Below are 12,842 nucleotides of genomic sequence, written 5' to 3' on the forward strand. Positions count from 1 at the left end.
AATATTGTAAATATTCCAATGAAAATGTGTTTAATTTGATTTTATCATTTCTTTTGATGTGTTTTGTTGCTGATATTGTATTTAAAATTCATTGCTATTAATACAGTTTGATGCGTAGCTGAATAATGCAACATTTGGCAATATTTTTTTGTCGGATATGGAAAAAGCATCCCAAGATTGCGAGAATATATATAAATTAGGCAAAGTATTGCATATCCTTTTATGCTGTATCGACATGGCTTAACTAAAGAGAATGAGATGAAAATAACTGAAATTGAAATTTATCGACTAAGCATTCCTATGGAACCTTTTGTCATTGCGACAGGGACGATGGACTATGCGCAAAATACTTTTATACGTATATATACCGATGCCAATATATATGGTGTGGGCGAATGTTCTGCCTTTCCGATGATCGTTGGAGAAACACAAGATACTTGCTTAGTTCTGGCAAGAGATTTTGCAAAGATCTGGAAGGGGCGCGATCCTTTGGCCATTGAAGAGCGTTTGGCTGAATTGGATTTGTATATTGCCAGTAACAAAACGATCAAATCGGCGTTTGATATGGCCTTGCATGATCTGGCTGCCAAACATGCTGGTCTGCCGCTTTATCAGTTTCTAAAGGGAACGAAACGAGAGATTACGACAGATATCACTTTAGGAATTGCATCTCCGGAAGAGATGGCGCTGAAGGCAAAGCGTTTACAGGACGAAGGTGCGGTCATGTTGAAAGTTAAACTGGGGAAGGAACCAAAAACGGATATTGTGCGTATTCGTGAAATACGTAAGGCTGTTGGATTTGAAATGCCTATTCGCGTGGATGCAAATCAAGGCTGGTCTTATGAGGGGGCAATAGAAGCATTGCAGGGGCTGGAGCCTTTTAAGATACAATTTTGTGAGCAACCAATGCGTACCTGGGATGACGAATATTTACCGCAATTGCGCACAGAAACTATTGTTCCCGTGATGGCGGATGAATCTGTTTATTCTCACCATGACGCAGAGCGCCTTTGTAAAGCTGATGCTTGCGACTATATCAATATTAAATTTTCGAAATCAGGAGGTATTCAAGAGGCCTTAAAAATTAATCATATTGCCGCTGAATACGGCATTACTTGTATGATCGGAGGGATGCTGGAATCTCGCTTGGCTTTGGCTGCTAAAGTACATTTCGCTTATGCTGCCCCGAATGTCAAGTTTTTTGATCTAGACACTTGTATGGTTGGCCATCTGGAGGATCCTGTTATCGGCGGTATTCAATATGACGGATACAAAATACATATCTCAGACCACATTGGAATCGGCGCAGATATAGACCAAACTTTTTTAGATCAATGCGAGAAATGGATCATTTAAATTGGAAAAAAAATTATGAATAGTATGAACTGGGGAATAGGGACACAAGAGATTATTGTCCTGATTATTATCGTTATCTTTTTGGTGGCGGCCTATTTGTTTTTCTCTAAGTTGTTGAAAAAGTAGGTTTTATTAGCCTTTTTTTGATTGAATATCTTCTATAAACTTATTTTTCAGTTTTATAACTTGTTTTTAAGTTGTAAAACTGAAAAATAAGTTATAGCTTTATGTTAGTATAAACAACGTATCAAATTATGGAAGAATTAACAAAAAAAGAAGAGGAAGTCATGCAGGTGATCTGGAAGCTCAACGAGGTCTTTGTCAAAGATATTATTGAGTATCTGGATCCAAGTAGTTCCATACCCTATAATACAATCTCCTCGATTGTAAGAATATTGGAAAAAAAAGGGTATGTAGGTTATAGAGCCTTCGGAAAAACTTATCAATATTATCCTTTGATTTCGAAGATGCAATACCGAAAGTTTTCATTTTCAAGAGTGCTCGATCATTATTTTGATGATTCGGTTGAGAATTTACTGTCTTTTATGGTAAAAGAAAAGAAGCTTTCGGCGGAGGATATTCAGAAAATAGAACAACTCATCAAAAAACACGAAGATCATGAATAGCTTACTTTATTATTTATTTGAAGTTAACTGCAGTCTGGTAATCGGGGCAGTTCTTTATTTTCTGGTATTCAGACAGCTTTCATTTTTTCAATGGAACCGTTATTTTATCCTGGGTTTATGTTTGTTGAGTCTGCTTCTGCCATTTGGAACTGTACGTTTGGGCGAACTATTTCTTTCGTCGACAAGTTCTGTGCTCGCTTTTGAACAATCGAACACAGTTGCTCATTCGATAGAAACTTCGGGTGATCTCGTATCTGAAACAGAAATGGTCGATTCTTTCTGGCATTCCTTTTCGATTGGATATGGCATTGCTTATGGATATCTTTTGGTATCTTTTGTTTTGTTGTGCCGATTTGCGTTACGCTATATCCACTTATTCCGCCGTATTAGACAGCTGAGTCAGTATAAATTTGATGGGTTTACGATGGTTGCTCCCTTTGGACATTATGCGAATTGTTCAGTTCAGCATGTAATTGTTATGGAAGAAGATCAGCTTGATTCGGCAGATGGAAAATTAATTTTTGAACATGAGAGCCAGCATATTGTTTTTAAACATCGTTGGGATAAATTGTTTATAGAAATTTTTCGTTGCCTTTTTTGGCTAAATCCATTTGTTTATTGGATGCGTAGACAGCTGTATTTGGTGCATGAATATCAGGTTGATGAGGTGTTGGCCAATCGATATGGTAACAGCAGCTATGCCCGTTTTCTACTGACTTTAACACAGCAGGCCTGTCCTGCTGGATTGCAGAGCAGTTTATTTAACAATAGGCATGAGCTGGTCGAACGGGTTCAGGCCATGATGGCAAAACCTTCCTCTAAAAAGAATAGATGGCAATATGTATTGACCGTTCCTTTATTAGGCCTTTTACTGCTATTTTACTCTTTTATTAATCCCCCGAAGAGCGTTTGGTTTTCAGCATCTTTAAATGGGAAAAAGAATCCGTCTAAAACGATCATCCTTGACCCCGGACACGGAGGGAAAGACACGGGGGGGATTTCATCTTTCGGATTGGAAGAAAAATCATTGACCTGGGAAACCTGTTTACTTTTGAAACAGGAGCTGGAGCGCAAGGGGTACAAAGTAGTGTTGTCAAGGGCTGCTGATGAATATAAATTACTCAGAGACCGATCGAACTTTGAAGGGGATTTATTGCTATCGATCCATTTCGACAATGTAAAAGACAAAGAATCTCTTCCTATTCGAATATTATATCAGTCGGGGGTTAATCATACGATGCTAGAAGAGCTTAGCCGCAAATTTGCGTTTAGTTTGGGACAAAGGTTGCAACAGAATGGACTGGCTGCGAGTGCTCCGGCGATAAATACAAAGCTAGCGATTTTACGTGGTGCTAAAATACCTGCACTTCTTCTTGAGCTGGATAACATCAATGCTATTGATAAAAATGTGAAACCTGACTTTGTCAATAAACTAGCCCACGCTATAGATCAAAGTTTCGAATACTAAGCACTAATTTTCGTTTATATCATGAAGTTTAGGATACTCTTATGGTTATCCATGGCATTGCCATGTCTGTTATTGGCGCAAATGGTTCCCAAAACTAAACAACAATTAACTGACAGTACGATGCTGCGGAATAATGGATCCGATTCAAGACGGATAGACACAGTGCTTGTAGAGGGGGCAAGGCCTCTCGAGCAGCAGCTTTTGGATCGGGTCCGTATTCGACCAGGCAGCAATCCCGTTTTATTGAATGGAAATACTTTCGCTGTTTTAAATGCCATTCCGAGTATAGAGGTAGACGAATTAGGGAACTTGTCGTTACAGGGAAAAACGGGCGTATTGATTACCATCAATGGCAAGCAGACCTATCTAACCGGAACTTCCTTGGTCGGCTATTTAAAATCTATACCGGCAAGCTCTTTAGAGAGCATTGATCTCATGACTATACCACCTGCGAAATGGAGTGCGGAGGGGGCTGGTGGGGTAATTGATATTCGTTTAAAAAAGGATGTACTGAAAGGTCTAAAAGGAAATGTTTTTTTAGGTGCATCAAAGGGTAGGCTTTGGAAGTATAATAATGGCGTGAGCCTTCAGTATGGAATGAAGAGATGGTCCTTAAACTCCAGTTTTTCCGTTGCACGCTCTTCGAATTATTTTGATGTTGACCGCAAGCGTGAACTTGCGTATAGTGAAAATGTTCATTATGTGATCGGACAGCTGAATAAGGAAACGAATAACACACAGGAATTAAATGGTCGTTTGGGCATGAATTATCGGATCGACAAGCAGTCGTCTGTTGAACTGAACTGGAATTATCTTCGTAATAATTATAAAGAGATAGGTGTCTATCAAAATGATTTTTCAGCCGATGGAACATTGAAGCAATCCACTGCTTCAACGAGTAACCTGAGAAATCCGCTGCATAGAAATAGTATAAATCTTCACTATGATTTTGCTGGGGAAAATAAGAATAAAGCGCTTCAGTTCGATTTTGATTATTTGCGTTACAGCAGTATTAGGAAACAGGACTTGAAGACAAGGACAGTACCTTTTTTTTCTGACCAGCAAGAGCAGCAGCAATTTTTGCGATCAAATAACCCGTTCTCTGTTGATCTTTTTGGTATCAGGGGTGATTTTCAACGGAAACTTAGCGGGTCCTTTTCTATGGAAGCAGGCTTTCAGGCGAGTCGGTCCCAACGTCAATCGTATGGACATTATCAAAAAGGGGAAAAAGAGTATGTAATGGCCGAAGATAATAGCCTAGAAAATACTTTTAAACAAACCGAATACCTGGAAGCGATTTATACGGATTTTCAACTAAAACTTGCGCAATGGGAGATTAAATTAGGTGTACGGGCTGAATACGCACAATTTCAGACGAAAATTGACTACATAGATCGAAACACGAATGGGAGGAAGCAAATGTTCAATCTATTCCCGACCGTGTTTGGTATTTATCGAATAGCTGAAAATAATGGTCAAGCGGTACAGGTCGCGTATGGGCGAAGAATATCACGGCCTAATTATCAAGATCTGAACCCTTCCATTTTCTTTTTCGATCCAAGCACAACCTATCAGGGTAATGCGCAGCTTTCTGCTCAATTGTCAGATAATATGGATCTTAAATATGTTCATGGTCAAAAATGGAATATTGGACTTTCTTTGATCAATCATCGAAATTATATCTCCATGGTCCATCAGCTTAGTGAGCAAAATTATACGCAAACCTATCAGAATATTGCCGGTGTTAAGAGTGCTGCTATCTCGATGAATATGGGAAAAGCCATTGTTAAAAATTTGATGCTCTATGGTTTTGGTCAGATTCAATATATACATTATAAAAATATACCAACGGAGTTGAATGATCTTCTGATCAATCGGGGGATTTGGTCCTTTCAGAGTAATCTTATGATGCAGTTAAATTTGCCTTATCAAATGACTGTAAATTGGACAAACTCATACCGAACTAATGTGCTTTATGCACAGACAGTTATAAAACCTTTATATGAAATGCATCTGGCGGTCAATAAGCAATTTTCGAATGCGTTAAGTCTTGCGTTGACAGTACGGGATCTGTTTCATAGCCGTGTTTTGAAACGAGAGATTTTGGGACAGGGATTCAATATTTATTCTAAAACAGTGGTCGATTCAAGAATTATTGGCCTAAATTTTAACTATACATTTGGCCTTTATAAAAAGCAAAAGGTCAAACAGACTTCAATTGAAGGAGAAGTGTCACGTTTATAATCGTAGCATTGGAATACCATTCTTTTTACATTTGTTAAAAAAATGTGGTCTATACGCGTTTTGAATCTCTATTTGGACGAAAATAGATTATATTCAGTACCTTTGCGGTACTTATTATTTTATAAAAGTTAGAAAATATCATGAGTACTCAAAAAGGACCTATTTCTCAATTTATTGAGCATAATTACCGTCACTTTAACGCAGCTGCATTAGTAGACGCTGCAAAAGGTTACGAGGAACATCTATTAGATGGTGGAAAAATGTTGATCTCTTTGGGAGGTGCAATGTCTACTGCTGAATTGGGTGTTTCTTTGGCAGAAATGATCCGTCAAGATAAAGTACACTTTATTTCTTGTACTGGTGCTAATTTGGAAGAGGACGTGATGAACCTTGTCGCACACTCACATTACAAAAGAATCCCGAATTATAGAGATTTGACAGCTGAGCAAGAAAGAGAGCTGTTGGATAATCACTATAATCGTGTTACAGATACTTGTATTCCGGAAGAGGAAGCTTTTCGTCGTTTGCAAAAACATCTTGAAGATGTTTGGCATGCTGCTGAGGCTAAAGGCGAGCGTTACTTACCACATGAATTTCTTTATCAGGTTGTTAATTCAGGCATATTAGAACAATATTATGAGATCGACCCGAAAGATTCTTGGATTGTTGCAGCGGCTGAGAAAAATTTGCCGATTGTATGTCCGGGATGGGAAGATTCAACGACAGGTAATATCTTCGCTTCCAATGTGATCAAAGGTAAATTGAAGGCAAGTACAGTAAAATCGGGTATCGAGTACATGATTTACTTGACAGAATGGTACCGTAACAACTCGGCAGGTAAAGGTGTTGGATTTTTCCAAATCGCAGGTGGTATCTCTGGCGACTTCCCAATCTGTGTAGTTCCGATGATGTATCAAGATCTTGAATGGGAAGAAGTACCTTTCTGGGCTTATTTCTGTCAAATTTCGGATTCAACAACTTCGTATGGTTCTTACTCTGGTGCTGTTCCAAACGAGAAAATCACTTGGGGCAAATTAGATATTGATACACCTAAATTTATCGTAGAATCTGACGCGACGATCGTTGCGCCATTAATCTTCTCGTATATCTTAGGTCATTAATCTTTTTGACATATAGAAAGGAGCGATTCTTCGCTCCTTTTTCTTTTCTCTTTTTCTTCTTTATCTTTACTGTCTAATATTTCTTTTCCCGATGAGCAATCTTACAACAGATAATCCCGTTGCACTTCAGACCTTAATGGATGAAACAATCTTTGGAAATGGTTTTGATTTTCGAGCCGATCTGTCTGCACATCCTTTACAGGAGGAGAATAGTGCTCATGCGCAAGCAGCTATTGTACAAGCATCATCGACAACGAAGGATACCTCGTATGTGGCAGTAGGTTTAGGTGCGGAGCAGGCCGCTGTGGCTATTGAGACCGGCAGGGACGGCGATACTGTTAACCATCTGGAGGTATTGGGTGGTGAATTTATATATCAAGGAAATAAGGATCAGGGAGTACTTTTTATTTTACGCTACGAGCAATATCCCTACTTTTCTCCAGCCGCATTGGACGCTTTTGAAAAAACAATTGGTGCCTTGAAATTGACCAAAGAGACCGTTGCGGTACTCAATTTGGCAAATTCCCATAACCCGAATGATTTTAAGCGCATTATGCAGTTTTTCCAACCAACTAAGATTATATTGTTGGGTGTGGAACCCGCGTCTTTGAAACTTCCATTTATTGAACATAATTCCTACATGAAAGGCCGTATTGCAACGGTTTTTAATACGTTCAGTTTTGAAGAGATGTTTGTCGATGTGAATAAAAAGAAGCTGTTCTGGAACGAATTTAAGACCTTTATTGTTTCTTGATTTTTATCAGATACTTGTTATGAATAAAAATTGGGATTTAAGAGGGAATGTAAGCTCTTAAACCCCATCTATTATTTAATCTTCTTTGTTATTAATTTGGCAAGGGACTTTGCAGTTTTAGCGTAACCCTCAGCTATTCTGTCATTGGAATTGGGTATCCCGACGAAATCAAAATCTCCAGAAAGAGCTTTCATTTTTTGTGCAAATGAACTGCTTGGCGACACCATCGCTAAGGTAAGCAGTAGATGAACTGCTAAAGAAAACTCTTTCATTATTTTTTATTGGGTTAATAGCTGCCAAATATAAGTTTTATTACAGAATATATATATCGTAATGCTTATTTTTGGGGGTGTGACTTCATGGAAAGATCGTAGCCCGCTGCAAAGTGAGGAGCACTGTCGATAAAGCGAAAGAACAAACAAAAAACTAAATTTGAAGAAGATGCTAGAACTTGTATTTGCAACCAATAATGCCCATAAATTGGAGGAAGTCCAAGCGATCGTGGGGAGTGCTTTTATCATTAAAAGTTTAAATGATATTGACTGTAACGATGATATTCCAGAGACAGGAGTGACCTTTGAGGAAAATGCCCAGCAGAAAACGGACTATTTGGTGAACAAATATGGTCTTTATTGTTTTGGAGATGACTCAGGCTTGGAAATTGATGCATTAAATGGTGAACCTGGAGTTTATTCAGCACGTTATTCCGGATCGAGGGACATGGAAAAGAATATTGATCTTGTCCTTGAAAATTTAGGCGATAACCCCAATCGTACCGCGAGATTCAAAACAGTTATTTCATTATATTTGAATGAGCAGCAGCACTTTTTTGAAGGAAGTATCGAGGGGAAAATTATTGAAGAGCGTAAGGGTATTGATGGTTTTGGTTATGATCCCATTTTTATTCCGAATGGCTATGATAGAACGTTTGCCGAAATGACTGCGGCGGAAAAAAATAGCATTAGCCATCGGGCGATTGCTGTAGGCAAACTCGCTGAATACCTAAAAACAAAATAGGTTAGTATTTTTTTTATTTAGATTAGAAGTAAGGAGCTTCCAATTTAACGGGAAGGGATAATCTGATGGGCTGAGGCCTTGAAATAACAAAAAAGGAAGCGTAAAACAATTTGTTTTACGCTTCCTTTTTTGTTACTTCTGCTATTTATTTAGCTTTTACTTTTGTTTGGATACTGTCTTTAGCAGGTATTATCGCTGATTTATTAGTTGTTGAGTCGGACTTTGCAGCTACTTTGTCGGTTGCGGTCTTTACATTTGTTTTTGTAGCGCTAGCTTTATCCGTTGTTTCAGATGGCTTCGCTGTTTTGGTTACAGCATTCGATTTATTGTTTGCAGCCTCCACCTCTTTTTCATTCTCGAGCGTTTCGTTCGCACCAACTTTCTTGGCGGCACCTTTTTGAGGGGTAGTTGTTTTATCACCTTTTTTAATAGACTTCATTGTGCCAGATTCTTCACCTTCTGGTGCAGTCGGAACTGTAAATGACGCTTTTGAAAGATCCCTTTTTCGATTTAATAAATCATCTTTTGATTTAGGTCGATCTTCGGGGCGCCAGGTGAAATTCGGAAGAAACTCCTTGTCGGCCGTGACTTCAGCAATAGGATAGACTTTGCCATCCACTTTTCGAATAGATACATATTCCTTCAACTTATTATCTTCCATCAAGATCTTGAAACGACTGCTTCGATCATGCACAAGCTCAGTGGTTACATTGGTCTTTTCATCAATATTGTAGAAGATATTTTCTGCATTGCCATCAACAAACAGACGTTCCATACGGTTATTGGTGAAAAAGCTGGTAATCTTCCGACCTTTAATCTGATTGAATTTCAATGAGTCGCTTGTTGCGTTTACCATGAAAGCATTACCGACGAGTAAGGAATTGTCTAATTTCTGATTCTTTACCTGTAGAAATATGGTATCTCCGGAGATTTGTGAGTTTTCGGCCCACATCATTGGTTTTCCCATCAGTCTGAACATGGAATCTTGCATGCCATAATACATAGAATCTGCTACAGCCTGCAAGTCCGATTTAAATAATCGTGCATTATAGTAGGCTTTTATAATCCGTGTTTTAGCTGTATCCTGGGCGAGAGAATCCCGTTTACTCTCTTGGGCATTTTTTAAAGCTGCTCCCATCAGTTTATCGGATTCACCGCCTTTGGGGATGATCGCTTTTTTACGCAATACACTATCAGCCTTAAGGTTTTTTTCAATTTCTATCTTGTTTTGATCACCGACAATAGCTGGTATTTTCTTTGATGCAATCGGTTTTTTATTTGTAAGTGTATCTTGTACTTTTTTAATGCTCTTTTCAAGAACCGGTTTGCCACTGTCTTTTTTAGACAAACTGTCTATTCCCTTGTGAAGGTTAACTCTTGTGTTATCTAATGTACCTGTAGAATCAACTGTTGTTGAGCTGGAATCCTGGTCACCATAATCGATCTCATTATCATCTTCAATAGCCCCACCTTCACGATTCAATTTAAAATCTTTTGCAATATAATCTCGGCGAAATATCATCTGTGAGAAGAGGGTGTCGGCTGTCATAAAAACAGAATCGACTTGTGGATCAGCCTTAAGGGATTTACTATTATCGCTTTTGATATTTTTACCTGGATGTTCCTTTTCTTCTAGAACAACTTGCGATGTGGCTTTATTTGATTTGAGTTCATCTTTGTGTTGTTCTTTTTCAATCTTCTTCAATTCTTTAGCTTCATTTTTTAGCTCTTTCTCCGATTTTTGTTGGACAGGAGACAAAGAAGATACAGAATCTTTTTGTGTTGAATCTTTTTTGACCACCGAAATGATCAGGGGTTTGTCTGTCATTGTAATGGATTCGTTCCTCCCGTTGTACAAACCAAATCCACCATAGGCATAAAATTTGTCTAAGGTATCAACAAAGACGACATTTTTTACGGCTTTGCCGATTCCCACTTGTCTATCGTAGAATAGGCTGTCTCCTTTAAGAAACTTTGTCCCTTCTGTGTAGAGGTTGTTTTTAGAGAAATAAGCCTGCCCCGTTGCCATATGGTATCGGCCTTTTTCAGTATACAGGTTTTCCCCTTTATTTCCCTTGATATTTGTAGGGCCATAGAAATCAGTAATGCGTGTATTACCATTATATTTCATGGAGTCTGTGTAGACTTTTACATTGGTTGATCGGACGACAACTTTTTGATTGAAATAAGATTCCCCTGTATTTTCGAAATAAGTAGCTCGCTGGCTTGTAATTGTATCGCTTCCTGATAGAATACGCCCGCCGCTGTAATAATTGCCGATTTTACTTCGCATATTGTAGACAAGATGATCGGTTGTTAATACAGATCCACTAGTACTGACCATCCGAACAGCGCCTGTAAGCGTAGCGAGCTGCATTGCTGCTTCATAATGTAATTTATTGGAAAATATCTGCGTACCGTCGGGTTGAGTAATGATCACGTTTCCAAAGGCTTCAAAAAATTGTCGGCCAATGTTGTCTTTATGTAAATAGCCACTATCTGATGATAGCGTTGAACCCACATGTTCATAGACTGGACGGTAAAACAAAATATTGCCGTCTTTCCCCGTAATAATATGGGATGATGAAAGAAGCTTTAGTTCATCCTGTTTCTGTGCTTGGACCGACAAGCCAGTTAAAATAAATACAATAAGTGTATAAATGTATTGTTTCACAAGGGCAAAAATATGGATTTTAATTGCTACTTCACTGGATTTCACAAATTTTAAGAGTTGAATTTATTATTCGGACAAAATATACCGTAACTTTGTTCTATGAATGTGCTGGAAAGACTAATGGGCTATATTGAAAAGGAGCATTTGTTGATGCCTCATGATAAAATATTGCTTACGGTGAGTGGGGGAAAGGACTCGATGTTAATGGCACATTTATTTGCAAAAGCAGGGTATACTATTGCGATTGCACATTGCAATTTTCAATTAAGGGGAACAGAATCTGATGAGGATGAAGCTTTAGTTCGGAAATTTGCAACGGAAAATAATGTTCCAATATACGTGAAGCACTTTGATACAAAAGCTTACGCAAAGGATCATCAAATTTCGATTCAAATGGCTGCACGGGAACTTCGTTATGCTTGGTTTGAGAAATTGCGACATGAGCTGCAGTTCGATCGAATTGCAGTAGCTCAGCATCTGAACGATCATATCGAAACGGTACTCCTGAACCTTTCACGTGGAACCGGTCTCCAAGGACTCCAGGGTATTTTTCCTATCAAAGAACGCATCATTCGGCCACTACTTTTTCTGAAGGCAAGCGAAATTGAACATTTTGTTAATATGTATGGGATTGCTTATCGAGACGATCAATCCAACTTTTCAACAAAATATGCGCGTAATAAAATAAGGATTGATATCATCCCACATTTTAAAAAACTTCAGCCAGATTTTGAGATGGTCTTCGAGCAGAATATCAATCATTTTAAGGAATCTTACCAGCTGTTGCAGCAATTTGTGGAGCCCATTCGGAGAAAACTGTTTTATCCTATAGATGAGGGTTGGGGAGTTCGGAAAGAAGATCTGGAACCCTATATGGATAATTTGCCTTTACTCTATGAGTTGTTTTCGGCATTTAATTTCTCAAAAGCGGTACTAAGTGATCTTCAACAGGCTTGGACAAGAGAGTCTGGGCGTATTTTTCAATCCGATGCCTACCATATGCTCTTGGATAGAAATGAGCTTTTTATTCGTGAAAAGGAATTTATTTCTCCCGACGAGGCTTTAATCACCTCCGAAACTTCGACAGTGGAGTGGAAACACTATTGTTTTCATGCCGATGTTTCTTCGGATCTAGCTATTGTCAAAGCGAGTGAGGTTGCAAAGTTGGATTATGATGTATTAGTTTTCCCACTCACGATTCGATCATGGAAAGTTGGCGACAGCTTTTATCCTTTAGGTATGGAAGGGCGGAAGAAATTGAGCGATTTTTTTATCAATAAGAAGATCAGCTTATTTGAAAAGGAAAATATTCCGATCGTGGTGAATGGAAATGGAGATATCCTATGGGTAGCCAATTATCGCATGGACAATCGTTATAAAATTACCGCCAATACAAAAAAAGTCCTTACTTTAGTTTGCAGAACTGATTAGCAGCAAAAATTGCTGATGTTAATCAGCGCCAAGGGTCTCTGTTTTGAGAAATAATGCCATATGGTTGATAGTCAAACAATGGACCCTGGTGGTGACAAAATCTATAGAAGTAAAAACGAAGTTATTGAGGAGCTCTGCTATTAGGAAACAA

General features: G+C 38.5%; 10 protein-coding genes. 8 read left to right on the forward strand and 2 right to left on the reverse strand.

Annotated elements, in window-relative coordinates:
- Nucleotides 1-258: 258 nt before the first annotated feature.
- The 6 genes from M2419_RS19050 to M2419_RS19075 all read left to right on the forward strand — a co-directional run bounded on the left by M2419_RS19050 (nt 259) and on the right by M2419_RS19075 (nt 7,569).
- Complete coding sequence (locus tag M2419_RS19050; protein WP_153846037.1) at nt 259-1,356, forward strand: mandelate racemase/muconate lactonizing enzyme family protein; 1,098 nt, start codon at nt 259-261, stop codon at nt 1,354-1,356.
- Between the two features lie 254 nt (nt 1,357-1,610).
- Nucleotides 1,611-1,982, forward strand: coding sequence for a BlaI/MecI/CopY family transcriptional regulator (locus M2419_RS19055; protein ID WP_153846036.1), 372 nt, complete (start codon nt 1,611-1,613; stop codon nt 1,980-1,982).
- Nucleotides 1,975-3,450 (forward strand): M56/M15 family metallopeptidase, encoded by a 1,476-nt coding sequence (locus M2419_RS19060; protein ID WP_153846035.1) that lies wholly within the window; start codon nt 1,975-1,977, stop codon nt 3,448-3,450. The genes M2419_RS19055 and M2419_RS19060 overlap by 8 nt, the downstream gene beginning before the upstream one ends.
- A 21-nt stretch (nt 3,451-3,471) precedes the next feature.
- Nucleotides 3,472-5,694: an outer membrane beta-barrel family protein gene (locus tag M2419_RS19065; protein ID WP_259255520.1), complete on the forward strand. Its 2,223-nt coding sequence runs from the start codon at nt 3,472-3,474 to the stop codon at nt 5,692-5,694.
- Between the two features lie 140 nt (nt 5,695-5,834).
- Nucleotides 5,835-6,815 carry a deoxyhypusine synthase family protein gene (locus M2419_RS19070; protein WP_153846032.1) on the forward strand — a complete coding sequence of 327 codons (981 nt, stop codon included), beginning with the start codon at nt 5,835-5,837 and terminating at the stop codon, nt 6,813-6,815.
- Nucleotides 6,816-6,906: 91 nt separating this feature from the next.
- Nucleotides 6,907-7,569, forward strand: coding sequence for a hypothetical protein (locus M2419_RS19075; protein WP_227550178.1), 663 nt, complete (start codon nt 6,907-6,909; stop codon nt 7,567-7,569).
- Between the two features lie 71 nt (nt 7,570-7,640).
- On the opposite strand, the gene M2419_RS19080 is transcribed toward M2419_RS19075, so the two are convergent.
- Complete coding sequence (locus tag M2419_RS19080; protein WP_153846031.1) at nt 7,641-7,841, reverse strand: hypothetical protein; 201 nt, start codon at nt 7,839-7,841, stop codon at nt 7,641-7,643.
- Between the two features lie 169 nt (nt 7,842-8,010).
- Between M2419_RS19080 and M2419_RS19085 the strand changes: the two genes are divergently transcribed.
- Nucleotides 8,011-8,586 (forward strand): non-canonical purine NTP diphosphatase, encoded by a 576-nt coding sequence (locus M2419_RS19085; protein WP_153846030.1) that lies wholly within the window; start codon nt 8,011-8,013, stop codon nt 8,584-8,586.
- A 145-nt stretch (nt 8,587-8,731) separates the two neighbouring features.
- Here M2419_RS19085 and M2419_RS19090 read toward each other — a convergent pair whose 3' ends face one another.
- Complete coding sequence (locus tag M2419_RS19090) at nt 8,732-11,260, reverse strand: OstA-like protein (protein ID WP_153846029.1); 2,529 nt, start codon at nt 11,258-11,260, stop codon at nt 8,732-8,734.
- 99 nt (nt 11,261-11,359) lie between these two features.
- Here M2419_RS19090 and tilS point away from each other — a divergent pair, with 99 nt between their 5' ends.
- Entirely contained in the window at nt 11,360-12,691 is a 1,332-nt protein-coding gene (tilS, locus tag M2419_RS19095) for a tRNA lysidine(34) synthetase TilS (protein WP_153846028.1), read from the forward strand.
- Nucleotides 12,692-12,842 lie beyond the last annotated feature (151 nt).

The organism is Sphingobacterium sp. BIGb0116, from assembly GCF_024808035.1.
GTDB lineage: Bacteria > Bacteroidota > Bacteroidia > Sphingobacteriales > Sphingobacteriaceae > Sphingobacterium > Sphingobacterium paramultivorum.

Coding starts and splice junctions, on each gene's coding strand:
- M2419_RS19050 (WP_153846037.1), top strand. CDS start 259: ATGAAAATAACTGAAATTGAAATTTATCGACTAAGCATTCCTATGGAA.
- M2419_RS19055 (WP_153846036.1), top strand. CDS start 1,611: ATGGAAGAATTAACAAAAAAAGAAGAGGAAGTCATGCAGGTGATCTGG.
- M2419_RS19060 (WP_153846035.1), top strand. CDS start 1,975: ATGAATAGCTTACTTTATTATTTATTTGAAGTTAACTGCAGTCTGGTA.
- M2419_RS19065 (WP_259255520.1), top strand. CDS start 3,472: ATGAAGTTTAGGATACTCTTATGGTTATCCATGGCATTGCCATGTCTG.
- M2419_RS19070 (WP_153846032.1), top strand. CDS start 5,835: ATGAGTACTCAAAAAGGACCTATTTCTCAATTTATTGAGCATAATTAC.
- M2419_RS19075 (WP_227550178.1), top strand. CDS start 6,907: ATGAGCAATCTTACAACAGATAATCCCGTTGCACTTCAGACCTTAATG.
- M2419_RS19080 (WP_153846031.1), bottom strand. CDS start 7,841: ATGAAAGAGTTTTCTTTAGCAGTTCATCTACTGCTTACCTTAGCGATG.
- M2419_RS19085 (WP_153846030.1), top strand. CDS start 8,011: ATGCTAGAACTTGTATTTGCAACCAATAATGCCCATAAATTGGAGGAA.
- tilS (WP_153846028.1), top strand. CDS start 11,360: ATGAATGTGCTGGAAAGACTAATGGGCTATATTGAAAAGGAGCATTTG.